Source organism: Methylobacterium sp. Leaf102 (assembly GCF_001422425.1).
Classification (GTDB): domain Bacteria; phylum Pseudomonadota; class Alphaproteobacteria; order Rhizobiales; family Beijerinckiaceae; genus Methylobacterium.
Genome location: NZ_LMMX01000002.1, coordinates 49,015 through 65,128 on the forward strand (window position 1 = coordinate 49,015; position 16,114 = coordinate 65,128).

Consider the following 16,114-nt stretch of genomic DNA (forward strand, 5'->3'; position numbering starts at 1 on the left):
TCATGGTCGACACGAATCGGATCACCGGCGCCGCGAAGGAACTCGGTGGCAAGGTGCAGGGCGCGGTGGGCGACCTCACGGGCTCGAACCGGGACTCGGTCGAGGGCCGCGCCCGCGAGGCGCAGGGTGCCGCCGAGAACCTGTACGGCCAAGCCAAGGACACCGCGCGCGATGCGGCCGACCACGTTGCCGAGACAGCCCGCGAGATCGGCGGCAAAGTTCGCGACACCGTCGGCAATCTGATCGGGTCCGGCGATGTCGAGGACCGCGCACGCCGGGCGCAGGGTGCCGCCAGCGATACCTACGAGCGCGCCGAGCGTTCCGTCCGCAGTGCAGGCCGCGAAGCGTACGACCGGGCGGAAGACGCCTACGAGACCGGTGCCCGTTCCCTTCGTCGGAACGGCAACGATGCCGCCAGCCAGATCGCGGAGCACCCCGTTGCCGCCCTCCTGGTGGCCGGCCTCGTCGGCTACGGCCTCGGCCTCCTCATCCACGGCCGCGATTGATCCGCAGAGCCGGCATCGATCGGTCCGACCGCGCCGCGACGGCTCGGTCGGACCGTTGAGTTCCACCCCAGACTGCCCCCTCGAACGACCGAACTTTTCGGACGACCGACGACCCGGAGTACCTGTACGTGTCCACTTCCCCCCTTCTCGCGACCTCGACCACCACGGCCTCGGCCGACACTCGCACCGTTCTGCTGAACCAGGTCTCGTGGGGCGCCATCTTCGCCGGCGCCGTCACAGCCTTGGTGACCCAGGTCATCCTGAACATGGTCGGCGTCGGCGTCGGCCTGTCGAGCGTCGGCCCCGTGGCCGCCGACAATCCCGCCGCTTCCACTCTGTCGATGAGTGCCGGCGTCTGGTTCATCGGCTCGGGCATCGTAGCAGCGCTGGCCGGCGGCTTCATCGCCGGTCGCCTGTCGGGCAAGCCCGTCACGGGTGCCGCCGGCCTGCACGGCCTCGTCTCGTGGGCCGTGACCACCCTCGTGGTTCTGTACCTGCTGACCTCGGCGGCCGGCGGCCTCATCGGCGGCGCCTTCTCGGGCGTGACCAGCACGCTCGGCGGCGCCGGCTCCCTCGTCGGCGGCACGGTGCAGACAGCGGCCCAGGCTGCCGCGCCGTCGCTGTCGAAGATCTCGAACCCCTTCGACGGGATCGAGCAGTCGGTTCGGAACCAGGCCGCCGGTCAGGACCCGCAGGCCGCCAAGGATGCAGCCGTCGCCGCGATCCGCGCCCTGTTCACCGGTGACCCGGCCCAGAAGGCCCAGGCCGAGAACCGTGCCGCCGACGCGCTGGCCAAGGCTCAGGGCATCCCGGTCGACCAGGCCAAGACGCAGATCCAAGACTACAAGAAGCAGTACGACGAGACCATCGCCACCGCCAAGGTGAAGGCTGAAGCCGCGGCCGTCGCCGCCAAGTCGGCTGCCACCCAGGGCGCCTTCTACGGTGCGCTCGCCCTGATCCTCGGTGCGCTCGCCGGCTTCTTCGGTGGCCGCCTCGGCGCCCCGAAGCTCCACACCCTCGCCGACAGCTACGACGCCCGTCGCGTCTGAGACGATCCCCGGTCGGTCACCGCGACCGGCCGGCCTCCCGTTCATCCTCGAATCGAAGGATCCATCCCATGAGCAGCACCACGGACAAGCTGAAGGGCCTCGCCAACGAGGCGGCCGGCAACGTCAAGCAGGCCGCAGGCAAGGTCACGGGCAACGACAAGCTCGTCGTCGAAGGCAAGGCCCAGGAACTCAAGGGCGAGGCCCAGCGCACCGTCGGCGAGGCCAAGGACGGCGTCGCCTCGCTCGTCGACAAGGTCACCGGCAAGCACTGATCCCATACGGGCGGCCGGTACGCCGACCGGGTCCCGCCGCCCCACCATTCGAACCCAGGAGTACCCATGAACGGTGACCAGTTCCGCGGCGCGTCCCGCCACCTCAAGGGTCGCGCGCAGACCGCCGTCGGCGGCCTCACCGGTGATCCGGCCCGGCAGGTGCGTGGCGCCGTCAACCAGGTGGCCGGCGGTGCGCAATACGCCTACGGCCGCGCCCGCGATCGGGCCGAAGATTACGTCGACGACGGACGGGATCTCGCGCGTGAAGTCCGGAGCCGGGCCGCTCATCTCATCGAGGAGGGACGCGGCGTCGCTCGCGACGCCCGCGAGCGCGGTACGGCCTATGGCCGCCAAGCCGCCCGCTACACCGACGACCATCGCGCCTCCGCCCTGCTCGGCCTTGCCGCCATCGCGTTCGCGGTCGGTTGGCTGTCCCGTTCCAGGCACTGAATTTCGCGCCGTGACGTACCCCAACCCCGGAGACCACCCATGATCCGCAAGCTGCTGACCGCGTTCGTGCTTCCGAAGATCATCGCCTACGTCAGCCGCCGCTTTCGCGGTCGGACCTCCGCTCCGTCGAACCGCCGGGGCTACTGACGTCGATCGATAGGACCAATCCTCACTCGATAGGTAACGACGTTCACATGAGACTGACTCTCGCCTTCGCGACCACCGTCGTCGCCGCTCTGGTCGGGCTACCGGCCCAAGCTTCTCAGGCAACCGCCGCGCCGATCGCGGCGCTCGAGCGAGGCGATCTGCCGACCACGTACGCTCAGTACCGGCGGTTCGGTCCTCGCCACGGTTGGCGCGGTGGACGCGGGTATGGCCGAGGCTACGGCTATCGGCGCGGCTACGGCCATCGGCGTGGTCCGGGCGTCGGCGCTGCGGTGGGGGCGGGCGTAGCCGGCTTGGCCGCGGGCGGCATCATCGGTGGCGCCATCGCCAACGCGCAGGCGCAAGCCGCTCCGGTGGTGGTGCAGGGAGGCCCCAATCCCGAGGCCGTCGCAGCCTGCGCTCGCCGCTTTCGTTCCTACGATGCGGCCAGCGGGACCTATCTGGGCAACGACGGCGACCGTCACGCTTGCCCCTGACACGGTCGCGCCCGATCCCAGCCTACATCGGGCCCGCCTTGATGGCGGCCCCGGTCTCGCGACGGCGGGGTTTCCGGAGCCCGACGCTTTCGCGAACGCTGCGCACCGCGGACACGTGCCGGCCCCCAAGGCCTCGGTGTAGATCATCGCATGCCCGAGCCGTGCAAGGCGGACCTCCACGTGGCTCCGCGTGGAACGCCCTCGGACTCAAGGCAAACAGAGAACCTGAAATGAACCTTCGTAAAATGGCCCTGCAGGCACTGACGCTCGCGGGAGCGCTCGCCTTGCCCCCATCAGCGGTCGTAGCGCAGGAAGGGCCTGAGATGGAGGCCATGCGCGCGAGTTGCGGCGGTGATTACCTCCGCCTGTGCGCGGGTATGAAACCGGGCGGCCCCGAGGTGAAAGCCTGCTTCAAGCGCAATCGCCCGAACCTGTCGGAGGGATGCTCCCGGGCCATCGCCGCTTATGAACGATCGCATGGCGGCCCGTCCGACGAAGCGGACGACTGAGCCCCACAAGGAGCGATCCAGGGTCCGCACGGGCGCACAATCACGAACTCCGGCACCGACCAGCGCCGGAGCCTGAACTTACCCGACCCTGTCCGCGCGCCGCCGAACGAAGGCAAACCGCCGGGCGGGCGACCCAGGTCATACGGCCGAAGAAACGGGAATCATGACCAAGTTCACCAAGATCATCACCTATCTGGTCGCCACGGCGGCCTTCGCCACGCTGATCCTCGTGGTTCTTCAATCGACGCGGATGCTCGCAAGTTCTTAGGGGCCGCCCCTTTACACGTATTCCGGAACCATTGGATCTTCCATGATCCGCTTTGCCGACATGGGAAACCACCGCTTACTCTATCTTTCTATCGTTCGACTGACATTTTGGTGATGGAACGTCGTTTCTGCGTGCTTGTTTCCAGCGTCATCGTCACCTGGAGGCATACATGCGAATCGTGGCATCGGCCTTCTTGGTGTTCCGGGAACGCCGCAGGTCCGATCGTTTTCCGGTCAGCGGATTGCTGCCCGCAACGCCATCGCCGGAGCGGCCAAGAAATCAACCGAGCGCTTATCCGAGCGGGCAACGCTATCGATGGGGTGATCCGCCGACAGTATCTCACGGCTTTGCACCTGCGATCGGCTATGATGCTTACCTCGGCGGTGGTGATCCTCCCCCGGTGGCTCTGCGATCCGCGAAAGCCGTTAAGGTGCTGTGCAGCATATGACCGTAAAAGCGGCGCATGCGTTACGCCCTCGTTGCCCTCCTCTTCGCCTCCGCCTCCGCTGCTTCGGCGGGGCCATTCGAATTTCTTGGCGGCATTCCTGATGCGCCCGGGGTGGTGCATGGCGGATCGTTCGGGCTGACCGGACACGACTATTACGGTTCTTCGCAGACGGCAGGCGCCGGTCGTACGGAACAGGCGACCCGGCACGCCAAGGCACGCTTGCGTCATCCCGCCCCGGAGAAGCGGCTGCCCAAGTCCTGACATGAAAAGCCCGCCGCGGATTGCTCCGGGCGGGTGAAGGTTGGGTCTCGTTGGGACTGGAGAACGGCTCAGCATCCGCGGGGTTCCACCCTACCCGGTTTTCATCCCGAAGCGCTGGACCAGCCCCCTCTCGCTCCAAAGGTCGGTGCAGACATCCGCGCCGGGCTCGGTCACGATCCGGATCGCCTCCTCGTCGCTGTCCGCCTGGATGTCTCGCACATGGATGATGCACCCGTCGTTGTGGCGGGTGATGGCACGGTAGGATCGCAGCGGGCGACGGTGATGTCCCGCGGCGAAAGACTTGGTTCTCGACAATACGGTCTCCCTGCCGCGCCATCGTGAGGTGATGGGAGGTACGAGCAGCAGGCCCCGGGAGTTTCACGCAGCAACGAATGACCCACCGCCGAAGCGGGACGGTTCGAGGCCGGGCTCTAAATGAGGAGTGCTATTTCGGGCATTCGATCGGGGGTCGGCGATCGCATGGGTTGCTCTCGTCACGCCGTCGGCTCGACGTTCGGACCAGCGATCCCGCAAACCCCGCGCGTCGGATGCATCCTTACGTTGCATCGCCCGTCTCGCGGTGCTCTCACCGTCGGTCTTCGGAGGGCGCTGCTCATCCACGACGACGGCACCCCAAGGAGGAGTGCTGGATCGTGGCGATCAGCGAGCCCGAAGCCCGGCGGGCGGTTCAACCTGCACCGTAGCCACCCTCCTCGTTCGTCGGGTGGCGGCTCGGTGAATGACCGTCGTATCCGCCCGTTTCCGGGCCCGGATCATCCGCCGGCGCGACGTGCCCTGGCGATGTCGGTCCGGCTTCCGCCGGGTCCTCGGTGATCCTGGGCTCGACCAGGGATTTTCCCTTGGCGGGTACGTCGAGGCCGGCTGGCGGTGTCTTGTCCTGAGAGACCATTGCGCTCTTCCCAAAATCCGTTCTCGGAAGTGAATCGTGGGCGGTGTGACCCGGTTCCGCGTCATGCCCCATGCGTCGGGGAAGCATCCTCGACGGCCTCCCGTGCCGGCCAGCAGGGTTCTCCTCGACAACGACCGGCTTGCGGCTATCCTATGGGGATGCGTTCCACCTCGGCCGCCTTCGCTCTGCTTCTTGTCGCCGGCAGCGCCTTCGGGCAGCCGATGCCGACGGTGCGTGACCTGCTCGCCGCCGAAACCAAGGCGACGCAAGGCTGTGAAGGAAGCGGCGATCCTGCGGCGATCCGCGAGCAGTGCGTGCTGCGCGACCGTCTGAGTGGTCGCCTGGCCCAGGCCGGCTATTGCTGGGGCAGGAAGGGACAGACCGACGCGAAGAAGGCGTGGCACCCGTGCGGGCCGGATTCGATCTACGTCGACGACGTCGAGGCGGTGCGCCGCTGACATGGAGAGCCCCACCTCGACGAAGCCCACTTGGCGAACGGCTGTCGTCCGCCTGTTGGCCCTCGCGGCCCGTCCCGTACGCAAGGCGCAGGGCCGGGGCGGAACGGTCGTCGAGGCTTACCGCGGCTACGGAACGAGCCGGGAGATCTTCCTGATCGGCCGCGTGTTCCGGCAATCGCACCCCGATCGAACGGCGAACGGCGACGATCTCCGGGCGAGCTTGCGTGATATCGCGCGCCGCATCCGCCGTCGAAAGATCGCCGGGGCCACCGTGACGGCACGCTTCGGCGGGGCGGAGGTTCGCGTCGCGACCGACCGGGACGGGTACTTTCGTATCCACCTCCGCCCACGCGAGGCACTTCCCGGCGGGATCGCCTGGCATCCCGTCGCACTCACCCTCGAGGCCGATCCACCGGTGATCGCACAGGGGCAGGTCTACATCCCGCCGACGGGGTGCCGGTTCGTCGTCATCAGCGATATCGACGACACCATCATGCACACGGGCGTCGCCAACAAGTTCAAGATGCTCTGGCGCCTCTTCGTGGCCGACGCCGAGAACCGCGTGGCGTTTCCGGGCGCCGCCGCCCTCTGTCGCGCGTTCCACGACGGCGCGAGCGGCCATGAGGCCAACCCGATGCTCTACGTGTCCCGGGCGCCATGGGGCATCTACGAAATGCTGGGCGAGTTCTTCCGCCAGCATGCGATCCCCGTGGGACCGGTGCTGTTCCTGCGGGAATGGGGGCTGTCCTGGCGGCATCCCCTGCCGCGGAAGGCCGAGCATCACAAGCGCGAGCTCATCGGCCACATGCTGGCACTCTACCGCGACCTGCCCGTCGTCCTGCTCGGCGACAGCGGTCAGCACGACCCGGAGGTCTACGCGCAGGTCGTGGCGGATCACCCGGGGCGTGTGCTCGCCGTCTACATCCGCAACGTCTCGCGCGGCGAGAGCCGCATCGTCGAGATCGAACGCCTCGCCGTTGCGGTCAGTGCCGCCGGCAGCAGCCTCGTCCTCGCAGCCGACAGTGCCGTCATGGCCGATCATGCGATCGGTCTCGGCCTGATTGCGCCCGAGAGCGGTGGAGCGGTGTCCTCCGAGCGTGAAACCGCGAGCGATACCGAAACCGGGACCCACCGCGTCGGCGGATCAGGACCCGCGAACATGACGCAAACGGTCGCCGATGGGCATCTGAGAAGCCTCCTCGGGTCCGGGTCCGACATCCCGCCGAACATCGTCGTCGAACCGGCGGATCGGAACGGCCGGAGCACGCGTCAGGATCCGGGCTGATCGCGCACGCAGCGTTCGACACGATCCAGGACTCGGCCTCGGCGGTTCCGATGCAGTGTCTTACGCACCTCCGAGGGCTAACGCTGAAGGTGGCGACCGAGAATAACCCGGCGAGACGTTTCCCGGTCCTGGACGGTAATGGCTCGCTCTACAGAGGGCGACCCCATCTTTCAGTGCGGAAAAACCACGCCCTACCGTCGATAAACAAAGGCTCAATTGAGCTCTGCGGCAGTCGCCATGGGGTTTGATACTGTATTGGCGCGCCTACGGGGAGTCGAACCCCGCTCTGATCCTTGAAAGGGACCTGTCCTAACCGATAGACGATAGGCGCTTTGGTTCACCAATACCAGTTTTCTACGTTCGCACAGCCGGGCAGTCAACCGTCTGTACCGGCCGAGAAGCATCCTTCGTTGACAGACCTCGGATGCCTACCATGCCTGACCCTCGCAACCACGTACTTGGTAGGATGGTAGGGGAATAGAGGCGTCCTGGACCGCTAGACGAAGGGCGCTGGTCAGAGCGAGGCCTCTATAGGCGGGATCGGAGGCGGGGGCAACGGGCGTTTCCGGACAAGTTTGCCGCTTGACGAAAACGCCGGTGGCCGGTTTGTCGCGCAGGACAGCGGCGGGCGTTCCCCGGCCCCGCCCGGCACGAGCGGACAGCCCCCATGACCACGCGACGCGACGGCCCGCCGAACCGGCAGGCGAGACGGCCCGGCCCCGGCGGCGATCGCTTCCGCCCCCGCCCGGCAGGGCCGGAGGGCGACCACGTGGTGCTCTACGGCTGGCATCCGGTTGCCCAGGCGCTGGCCAACGAGGGCCGGCGCCTGCACCGGCTCCTCGCCACGGAGAACGCCATGCTGCGCCTCACCGAGGAGATCGGGCAGCTTCGCATCGATCCCGAGCTGGTGCGGCCGAGCGCCATCAATGCGCTTCTCGGGGCCGATGCTGTGCACCAGGGCCTCTATCTCGAAGCCGATCCGCTGCCGGGCCCGGACCTCGAAGACCTGCCCGACGATGCCCTGCTGCTGGCGCTGGATCAGATCACCGATCCGCACAATGTCGGGGCCATCGTCCGTACGGCCGCCGCCTTCGGGGTCGCCGGCATCATCACCACGGCCCGGCACTCGCCGACCGCCACCGGCGTCCTCGCCAAATCGGCGTCGGGTGGCCTCGAGCACGTGCCCCTGGTCATCGTCCGCAATTTGTCAGAGGCGCTCATCGATCTCGGCGAGCGCGGCTTCACCCGCATCGGCCTCGATTCCGAGGCCGGGACCGATCTCGACACCATCGCTGCCAAGCGTCCGGCGGTGATCGTGCTGGGTGCCGAGGGCAAGGGCCTGCGCCAGCGGACCCGCGACAATTGCGACGTGCTCGCGCGGATCCCGTTCCGGGGCGAGATCCGCAGCATCAACGTCTCGAACGCCGCGGCCATCACCCTCTACGCCCTCAGCGTCGGACGCTGAGGCGAGCCCTTCAGCGCCAGAACGGCTTGAGATCGACGAGATCGGCATGGGCGTCCGCCGCCTTGGCGAGCAGGGCTTTGGTCTCGGCCTCGTTGTCCCCCGCCGTGAGGCCGGCGGCGAACAGCGTCTCGGCCGGGACCCCATCGCCCGCGGTGGCGAGGCTCGACAACACCTCGTGGGCGGTCGCCATGTCGTTCAGGGCCCCGAGATGGTCCTGGAGATCCGACACCGCCGAGACGAAGGCCTTGTGGCGCTTGTGCGCTTTCTTGTCCGTGTACAGGCTGGCGAAGAACTCGGCGCCGTAGCGCAACTTCTTACCCTCGATGCGCACCCGATGGCGCGCCTCAGGGTCGAGACGTTCGAGGCGGCGGCCGCGCTTGCGGATGCGGCGGCGGATCCGGTCGAGGATGTCGGCGGCGAAATCCTCCGCCGGGGCATCGCGGGCGGGTGTCCCACCCTCCGCGGGTCCTTGCGTTCGCCACGCCCCCGTCTCGATCCAGGCGGCGACATCGAGGATCAGGCTGCGCCAGGCCGGCGATTCGAGGGTGGCGATCACGGCATCGTGCGCTCGATCGCGCTCGGCTTCGAGGCGGGTGCGCAGATCCTGGAGGCCGGCCTCTTCGGGGCGCTTCTGGAGTTCCGCCGGCAAGGTCGTTTCCAGGAAGACATCGAGGTTGCGAGCCCGGCCGAACGGCTCCGTCACGCGCTTGATCTCGTCCCGCAGGTGCGCGGCGGCGGGATCGCTCGTCAGGATCGGCTTGAACAGGGTCAGGGCCGATCGCAGCCGCCGGAGCGCCACGCGGATCTGGTGCAAACCCTCCGGGTGGCGTCCGTGCAGGAACACGTCCTCGTTCAGGCGCAGGTGATGCAGGCAGGCCTGGGCGACGGCCCGGAACGCCCCGCCGGCCGTGGCGTCGGGTTCGAGGCGCACGGGACTGGCCTTGCTGGACTTGCGCAACGTCCCGTCGATGAGGCGCCAGCCACGAGCGCTCTTGCTCAGGGCACCGAGGCGCAGAGGAATGGTCTCGGCCAAGGCCTGGGCGAGGCCGAACAGGTCGCCAGGGCTGCCCTCGTCGAGTTCGAGTTCGACTTCGCAGAGCGGTACGGCGCCCTCGGCCGTCTCGATGCGCCCCTGATCGAGGGTCACGGAGATGAGCGAGGCGCCGTGGACCACGAGACGGGTCGTACGATCCACCACGCTGGTGAAGACCGGCACGAGGGCGGGATCGGCCGCGTCGCCCAGGAGGGCCGGGACGGGCGTCTCGGCGAACGCCTCGGCGTCCGGCACCTCCCCGAAGATCTCGGCCTCCCATTCCGCCCGGTCGAACAGGCCAACGCTCGCAGAAGCGGCTTTGACGGTCTGGATGCGGCGGTCGCCCTCGCGGCGCACGCGAAGGGTCAGTCCGCCCTTGCGCAGGTCGCCCTTTGCCGTGTCGAAGTAGGTCGAGCTGAGAACCACCGCCTCCGGCGTCCCGTCCGCCCGCAACAGGGGATGGTTCGCGAGCGCGGCGAGGTCGGCGACCCCGCATTCCAGCTTCAACTCGATCTCGCGCGGCGTGGCCATGGTTCGTCCTGTTGTCGCGGTCGGGTCTGAGGGAACGGCCGACTTGCGCGATCTCAAAGCCGTCGCCCGGCATCCGTTCCCCCGGGGCAGAGCGGGCCTCGGGGTTCCTGTATGCGACAGGCGGCGCCGTCGACGCGAGCCGAACACGCACGATTTTTCGTTCGCGCGCGCCACTTTGTAGTGTAGCGGAGGGGAATTCGCGCCGGCCTGCGGGCAGCCGGGCGCCGAAGTTTTGAGTTTGGGAATGACGCGGGACCGGATCAGGGCCGATCGCCTCCTGGTCGAGCGTGGCCATTTCGAGAGCCGGGCGCGGGCGCAGGGCGCCATCGCGGCCGGTCTGGTGCGGGCCGATGGCCGGGTGGTGGCGCGGCCTTCCGACCTGATCGCGCCGGGCGCGCGGATCGAGGCGCAGGCCCCGCATCCCTTCGTCTCCCGCGGCGGGCTCAAGCTCGTGGCGGCCCTCGACGCCTTCGGGTTCGATCCCGCCGGCCTCACCTGCCTCGATATCGGCGCCTCGACGGGCGGCTTCACCGATGCGCTCCTCGGGCGCGGGGCCGCCCATGTCTACGCCGTCGATGTCGGCCACGATCAGTTGCATGCCTCGCTGCGCACGCATCCCCGGGTCACGAGCCTGGAGGGGCACGACGCGCGTGCCCTCGACCGGACGACGATCCCGGTGGCCCCGATGATCGTCGCCATCGACGTGAGCTTCATCTCCCTCAGGCTGGTGGTGCCCGCCGTCGCGGCCCTCATGGGGGAGGGGGCGGCCCTGGCCGCCCTGGTCAAACCGCAATTCGAGGCGGGCCGAGACCGGATCGGACGCGGCGGCATCGTCCGCGACGCGGCCGTGCACGAAGCGGTCTGCGCCGAGATCCACACCTTCATCGCGGGCGCGGGCTTCACCGGCCTCGACCTGATCCCGTCGCCCGTCACCGGCGGCGACGGCAATCGCGAGTTCCTCATCGGAGCGCGCCGGAAAGCAGTTCCATGACCGATTCCCCCGACATCGTCACCATCGCCAAACTCGGTGCGCGTGGCGACGGGATGGCGACCGACGGAGCGGCCGTCGCCTACGCCCTGCCGGGCGAGCGCGTCGCCATCCGGCGCGAAGGCGGTCGCGGTCAACTCGTCTCCGTCGAGACCGCCTCGCCGGACCGGATCGACCCGTTCTGCCCGTATTTCGGAACCTGCGGCGGCTGCGCCGTCCAGCATTGGGCGCCCGAGCCCTATGCCGCCTGGAAGCGGGCCCTCGTCGGCCAGGCCCTGTCGCAGGCCGGCCTCGATGCCGATCCGGGGGCGCTGCAGGACGCCCACGGCGAGGGCCGCCGACGCCTGACGCTGCATGTCCGGGCCGGGGAGGCGGGGGCCAGGGCGGGCCTGATGGCGGCTCGCAGCCACGACCTCGTGGCCATCGACCATTGCCCGATCACCGTGGAAGCGCTCCACCGGGCCCCCACGGTGGCGACAGCCCTCAGCGCGCCCCTCGGGCACGGGCGAAAACCCCTCGATGTCGCCTTCACTTCGACCGATGCCGGGCTCGACGTCGACATCCGGGGCCACGGCCCCGTGGCCGAAGGGGTAAGGGCCGTCCTCGTGCGTCTCGCGGACGACCTCGACCTCGCGCGCCTGTCCCTGCACGGCGAGATTCTCGTCGAGCGCCGCCTACCCGTGATCGCGACCGACGGCATTCGCCTCAGCCCGCCGCCGGGCGGCTTCCTCCAGGCGACGCAGGCCGGCGAGTCGGCCCTCACGGCCCTGGTGCTCGCCGCCCTCGACAAGAAGACGAAGCGCGTCGTCGATCTGTTCGCCGGCAGCGGACCGTTCAGCCTCGCGCTGGCCAAACGCTGCGATGTCCATGCCGTCGAGGGTGAAGCCGCGGCGCTGGCGAGCCTCGACCGGGCCGTGCGCGCGACGCCGTCCCTGCGCCAGGTGACGACGGAGCGGCGCGACCTGTTCCGGCGCCCCCTCCTGCCGATCGAGCTCGACCTCTACGACGCCGTGGTGTTCGATCCGCCCCGGGCCGGCGCCCAGGCGCAGGCGGCGCGCATCGCCGAAAGCAAGGTACCGCTGGTGGTAGGCGTCGCCTGCGATGCCGGAACCTTCGCGCGCGATGCCGCCACGCTGGTGGCGGGCGGCTACCGGCTGGAGAGCGTGACCCCCGTGGACCAGTTCAAGTATTCGAGCCACGTCGAGGTGGTGGGTGTGTTCCGTCGTACGGTGGTGCGCCGCCGGCGGGCATCCCTCGCGTGAGCCCGCTCGACAAGTGCCGGCCTTCCCCTAGCTGAGAAGCCATGCGCACCTCCCTGATGCTCCTCGGCCTATCCCTCGCCCTTGCGACACCGGCGCGGGCGGATCGCTGCGGCGATCTCATCGATCGCGTGACGGCGGCGACGCAGGCGACCCTCGTCCGGCGCACCGTCGATTTCGCGGAATTCTCGGCGGGGGAGGGCATCGGCCTGACCCTGGCCTGTGGCGACCTCTCGGCCGTAGGTGCCCAATTCAAGGGGGCGACCCTGCCGACGGGCTACTTCCCGCTGTTCGGACGGGCCGGGCAGGCGGTCAACGGCCTTCCCGCCGACACCCTCGCGGAGGCCGGGCGCACGGCGCGGACCAGTGCGGAAACCAAGCGCCACAGCAAGGTCGACGCGGGCAGGGCCCTGGTCACGTGCTCGGTCGCGAATTCCGGCAGCGATCTGGTGACGATATGCGCGGCCATCGACAAGGACGACCGGACCTGAGGCGGGCCGGTCCCGATGCGGTCATGACCGCATGGCAAAGACCATGTAACCGGAATAGGTAACGGCCGCAGCCATCCAGAGCCAGATTGTGGTGTCCATGCCGCAACGTTAAGACCATGCTGCAGTGCAGTCGATCGGGCGGGTTGCCGCTGCGTCACCACCCAGCGCGTCGCGGTAGGTCCTTGTTAACCATAGAGTGGCGATCGTCCGCCCTCACAGCCGCCGACGGGGAGCCGATGCGCCGTTCGATCCTCGCCCGCTTCACCCTCCTGGCGACCGGAAGCATCGGTCTCGTCGCGGCGATCCCGCCTGCGGCCGCGCAGGAAGCGCTCGACGCCCGGGAGCAGGCGCCGCTGCTTCTCCGGATCCGACCGCCCGGCGAGGCGCCGCGCCATCTCGGCGCGGGATCGGGACCGATGACGGACGAGGAGGTCCGACAGGCCCGGGCCCGCAACGAGGCGGTGTGGGCGCGGGCCGATCAGCGCGCCCGTATCGCCATCGCGTCGGTCTGCACCGGCTGCCTCGCCCCGGTTCGCCCGCCCGCCGCACCACCTTCTCCGACCCCCGTCGAGGCAACCCCGGCTCCCGTCGCGGCGGCCCCGGCCACGTCTTCCCCCTTCGCACAGACAGGTGCTCCATGACGCAATCCCATCCCACCAGCGGTCCCGTCGCGGATCCGGCCTGCCCGGTCTCCCTCGACCTTCTCGGCGAGGTCTATCGGGCCGACGCCGACGATCTGCCCGAACTGCTCGCCACAATCGCCGAACCGACACGCTCCAAGCTCGCCGTCTACCTTTACGGCAAGAGCCACATGCACCAGCTCGGCCTGACCGTGGCCCGGGCCTGCGAGCGCGAGGATCTCGTTCGCGTCGCCGGCGAGATCGGCTCCGTGGTCTACGGACAGTCGCGCATGAAACCGGCGCGTCCGGCCGTCCCAACGGAGGCCGCCCCCGCGCCCGCCCGCAAGATCAGCCTCGCCGGATCGCCCCCGAAGAAGATCAGCCTCGGCGGCTCCGCCGCGAAGGGCCGTTCGTTCGACTGAAACCCGGAGCGGCTCTCGCCGCCGAAGACTTGACTGGGGTGGGTGGCATGTTCGGCGCGTGGTGGAAACTCGGTCTCGACGCGACCCTGCTGGCGATGGAATCCCAGCATGTGATCGGCCTTCGGCTGGCCAAGCTCGCTGCGGGTGGGAATTCCGCTCAGGTGGAAGCGCATCGCATGGTCAGCGAGAAGATCACGGCCGCGAACGAGGCGGCGCTGCTGCTGGCTCGCGGTGGTTCGACGGCCAAGGTGATGGCCGGGTATCGGCGGAAGGTCCGGGCCAATGCCCGGCGCTTGGCCAAGGGGTGAGGCGCGCGGCACGGTTAACCCGGCGTTAACCGTGCCCTTTCATCGTTCTCGTCGAATCCACGAGGAGAACGCGATGCATCCTTTCGAGCAGCAGGTGCGCGAGCGCGCCTACTTCATCTGGGAGGGCGAGGGCCGGGTTTACGGCCACGCCACCGAACATTGGCTCCGGGCGGAGCGTGAACTCGTCGCCGACAGGCCCGTCCAGGTTCGTCCGGTTTCCGCCGAGATCAGCCTCGCTCCGAGCCCCGCCCGCGCCCTGAAGCCCAAGACCGGCACCCGCAGCGCCGCCGCCAAGGCAGTCGAGACGGCAAAGCCGGCGAAGGCCCCCGCCGCCAAGGTCGCCAAGGCACCCGGCAAGGAGACCGCTTCGACCAAACCGGCTTCCACCAAGACGGCAGCGACGAAGACGGCCTCCGCCAAGGCCGCGGTCCCTCGGACCACCGCCCCGAAGACCACCACGTCCAAGGTGGCCGCGGCCCGCTCCAAGGCGTTCAGCGCCGAAACCAGCGTGGTCATGCACTAACGACGCGTCTTCATGTCGGCATCGGCCCGTGCCGAGAACCGGCCCCCATTCCCGACATCCTCGAAGCCCGCTGCCCGACCAGGGTGGCGGGCTTCGCCGTTTCACCGACTTGGGAACACCGGGATCAAGCGTGGCGTTGAGCCCTCGAACGATCCTTGGCCGGGCTCCAGGCCACGGCCCGGAATGCGAGGTCGATCATGAAGGCTCTGCTGTCCACCCTCGTCGCCGCGGCGATCGTCGTCCCGGTGGCGGCGCAGGCGACGCCGTATGGCTACGGCACCGCCCCGATCCCCGGCGAGGTCGAAACCGTGGCGGGCGTCGGCGGTCGCGCGCCGTGGAGCCGGCCCTACGAATACGACTCGGGCAGCGACAACGACCGTCGTCCCGAGCTGCCCTACTATCAGCAGGGCCGTGGCCAGCAGACCGGGGGGCCGGCCCGCAACCTCCTGCCGGATGACGGCCTGCACATCGTCCCGCGCTGAAACGGTCGATCTTCGCGTCGCGACGGAACGTCGGCCCACGCCAGCCGTTCGGCTGCATCGACGGCTCGGCCGGCGCGTCCCGCTCGGATGCGCGCCCTGCCGATCGTTTGGGGGCAGAATAGATGGCGTCGGCGGTCAAGGCGGTGATCTTCGATATCGACGGGACGCTTCTCGATAGCGTCGATCTCCACGCCCAGGCCTGGGTCGAGGCGTTCGCCCATTTCGGCATCGAGACGGAGCACGCGAAGGTCCGAGCCCAGATCGGCAAGGGCGGCGATCAGCTTCTCCCGATGTTCGTCGATCGGATCCGGGTGAAGCGCGAGGGCGAAGCCATGGAGACCTATCGGTCCGACCTGTTCAAGCGCGCGTTCCTCGACAAGGTCCGGCCGTTTCCGGGCGTCCGCCCATTGTTCGAGCGGATCAGGGCCGAAGGTCAGACCATCGCGCTGGCGTCGTCGGGAAAGGCGGACGAGGTGGCGCATTACAAGGATCTGCTCGGGATTGCCGATCTCGTTTCCGTCACCACCACCTCCGACGACGCCGAACGCTCGAAGCCGTTTCCGGACATCTTCGCGTCGGCGCTCGCCAAGCTCGCCCCCCTGAACGCCTGGCAGAGCATGGTGGTGGGCGACACGGCCTACGATGTTCAGGCCGCCGCAAAGGTCGGCCTGCCCACCATCGGCGTCCTGTGCGGTGGTGTCTCCGAGGCCGAGCTACGCGCCTCGGGCTGCATCGCCGTCGTATCCGATCCGCAGGACCTCTGCGATCGCTACGCCGAATCGCCCCTGGCGCGGTGAGGCGGGCGGACGGGGTTCGCGTGCTTTCCCACACATGGATATCCACGGATTTCACGCGTGTACGGGTGTGCGGGCCTGAAATTCCATGCCGGCTATGGATAGGCGGCAAAAAGGGGGTGGCGCCGCACCGCATCATGG

20 protein-coding genes and 1 tRNA gene are annotated in these 16,114 nt (G+C 68.8%); 19 read left to right on the forward strand and 2 right to left on the reverse strand.

The features are described from left to right. Positions 1–2: 2 nt before the first annotated feature. The 9 genes from ASF27_RS04025 to ASF27_RS04060 all read left to right on the forward strand — a co-directional run bounded on the left by ASF27_RS04025 (position 3) and on the right by ASF27_RS04060 (position 7,057). Positions 3–506 (forward strand): CsbD family protein, encoded by a 504-nt coding sequence (locus tag ASF27_RS04025; protein WP_056174677.1) that lies wholly within the window; start codon positions 3–5, stop codon positions 504–506. A 128-nt stretch (positions 507–634) separates the two neighbouring features. Continuing rightward, positions 635–1,555 carry a hypothetical protein gene (locus ASF27_RS04030; protein WP_056357965.1) on the forward strand — a complete coding sequence of 307 codons (921 nt, stop codon included), beginning with the start codon at positions 635–637 and terminating at the stop codon, positions 1,553–1,555. A gap of 68 nt (positions 1,556–1,623) precedes the next feature. Then, a complete protein-coding gene (locus ASF27_RS04035) occupies positions 1,624–1,827 on the forward strand; it encodes a CsbD family protein (RefSeq protein WP_056174681.1) in 204 nt (67 codons plus the stop codon). A 66-nt stretch (positions 1,828–1,893) separates the two neighbouring features. Further along, positions 1,894–2,277, forward strand: a complete 384-nt coding sequence (locus tag ASF27_RS04040; RefSeq protein ID WP_056261673.1) for a CsbD family protein — start codon at positions 1,894–1,896, stop codon at positions 2,275–2,277. A 194-nt stretch (positions 2,278–2,471) separates the two neighbouring features. Beyond that, a complete protein-coding gene (locus ASF27_RS04045; RefSeq protein WP_056357968.1) occupies positions 2,472–2,918 on the forward strand; it encodes a BA14K family protein in 447 nt (148 codons plus the stop codon). Positions 2,919–3,148: 230 nt separating this feature from the next. Beyond that, the gene (locus tag ASF27_RS04050; protein ID WP_082478809.1) at positions 3,149–3,427 is read left to right on the forward strand and encodes a hypothetical protein; all 279 of its coding nucleotides are present in this window, start codon (positions 3,149–3,151) and stop codon (positions 3,425–3,427) included. Positions 3,428–4,158: 731 nt separating this feature from the next. After that, positions 4,159–4,404 (forward strand): hypothetical protein, encoded by a 246-nt coding sequence (locus tag ASF27_RS22080; RefSeq protein ID WP_156467447.1) that lies wholly within the window; start codon positions 4,159–4,161, stop codon positions 4,402–4,404. Between the two features lie 1,068 nt (positions 4,405–5,472). Beyond that, positions 5,473–5,772: a hypothetical protein gene (locus tag ASF27_RS04055; RefSeq protein ID WP_056303426.1), complete on the forward strand. Its 300-nt coding sequence runs from the start codon at positions 5,473–5,475 to the stop codon at positions 5,770–5,772. Position 5,773: 1 nt separating this feature from the next. Beyond that, positions 5,774–7,057 carry a phosphatase domain-containing protein gene (locus tag ASF27_RS04060; RefSeq protein WP_056357971.1) on the forward strand — a complete coding sequence of 428 codons (1,284 nt, stop codon included), beginning with the start codon at positions 5,774–5,776 and terminating at the stop codon, positions 7,055–7,057. Positions 7,058–7,313: 256 nt separating this feature from the next. On the opposite strand, the gene ASF27_RS04065 is transcribed toward ASF27_RS04060, so the two are convergent. Beyond that, a tRNA-Glu gene (locus ASF27_RS04065) sits at positions 7,314–7,388 on the reverse strand. 336 nt (positions 7,389–7,724) lie between these two features. On the opposite strand from ASF27_RS04065, the gene rlmB reads away from it, so the two are divergent. Then, positions 7,725–8,522 (forward strand): 23S rRNA (guanosine(2251)-2'-O)-methyltransferase RlmB, encoded by a 798-nt coding sequence (rlmB, locus tag ASF27_RS04070; RefSeq protein WP_056174693.1) that lies wholly within the window; start codon positions 7,725–7,727, stop codon positions 8,520–8,522. Positions 8,523–8,532: 10 nt separating this feature from the next. Here rlmB and ASF27_RS04075 read toward each other — a convergent pair whose 3' ends face one another. Continuing rightward, positions 8,533–10,086, reverse strand: a complete 1,554-nt coding sequence (locus tag ASF27_RS04075) for a CYTH and CHAD domain-containing protein (protein WP_056357974.1) — start codon at positions 10,084–10,086, stop codon at positions 8,533–8,535. A gap of 244 nt (positions 10,087–10,330) precedes the next feature. Here ASF27_RS04075 and ASF27_RS04080 point away from each other — a divergent pair, with 244 nt between their 5' ends. The 9 genes from ASF27_RS04080 to ASF27_RS04120 all read left to right on the forward strand — a co-directional run bounded on the left by ASF27_RS04080 (position 10,331) and on the right by ASF27_RS04120 (position 15,976). Then, positions 10,331–11,077 (forward strand): TlyA family RNA methyltransferase, encoded by a 747-nt coding sequence (locus ASF27_RS04080; protein WP_056303433.1) that lies wholly within the window; start codon positions 10,331–10,333, stop codon positions 11,075–11,077. Further along, positions 11,074–12,336 carry a methyltransferase gene (locus tag ASF27_RS04085; RefSeq protein ID WP_056357976.1) on the forward strand — a complete coding sequence of 421 codons (1,263 nt, stop codon included), beginning with the start codon at positions 11,074–11,076 and terminating at the stop codon, positions 12,334–12,336. Before ASF27_RS04080 ends, ASF27_RS04085 begins: the two co-directional genes overlap by 4 nt. Positions 12,337–12,377: 41 nt before the next feature. Then, a complete protein-coding gene (locus ASF27_RS04090) occupies positions 12,378–12,824 on the forward strand; it encodes a hypothetical protein (RefSeq protein ID WP_056174701.1) in 447 nt (148 codons plus the stop codon). Positions 12,825–13,060: 236 nt separating this feature from the next. Continuing rightward, positions 13,061–13,465, forward strand: coding sequence for a hypothetical protein (locus tag ASF27_RS04095; RefSeq protein ID WP_056174703.1), 405 nt, complete (start codon positions 13,061–13,063; stop codon positions 13,463–13,465). Further along, complete coding sequence (locus tag ASF27_RS04100) at positions 13,462–13,866, forward strand: hypothetical protein (protein WP_056174705.1); 405 nt, start codon at positions 13,462–13,464, stop codon at positions 13,864–13,866. The genes ASF27_RS04095 and ASF27_RS04100 overlap by 4 nt, the downstream gene beginning before the upstream one ends. A gap of 47 nt (positions 13,867–13,913) precedes the next feature. Then, positions 13,914–14,174: a hypothetical protein gene (locus ASF27_RS04105; RefSeq protein WP_056357980.1), complete on the forward strand. Its 261-nt coding sequence runs from the start codon at positions 13,914–13,916 to the stop codon at positions 14,172–14,174. Between the two features lie 73 nt (positions 14,175–14,247). Further along, positions 14,248–14,697: a DUF2934 domain-containing protein gene (locus ASF27_RS04110; RefSeq protein WP_056357983.1), complete on the forward strand. Its 450-nt coding sequence runs from the start codon at positions 14,248–14,250 to the stop codon at positions 14,695–14,697. 197 nt (positions 14,698–14,894) lie between these two features. After that, on the forward strand, positions 14,895–15,179 hold the full coding sequence (locus ASF27_RS04115; RefSeq protein ID WP_056175060.1) for a hypothetical protein: 285 nt from the start codon (positions 14,895–14,897) through the stop codon (positions 15,177–15,179). A 122-nt stretch (positions 15,180–15,301) separates the two neighbouring features. Further along, on the forward strand, positions 15,302–15,976 hold the full coding sequence (locus tag ASF27_RS04120; protein ID WP_056357986.1) for an HAD family hydrolase: 675 nt from the start codon (positions 15,302–15,304) through the stop codon (positions 15,974–15,976). Positions 15,977–16,114: the final 138 nt, after the last annotated feature.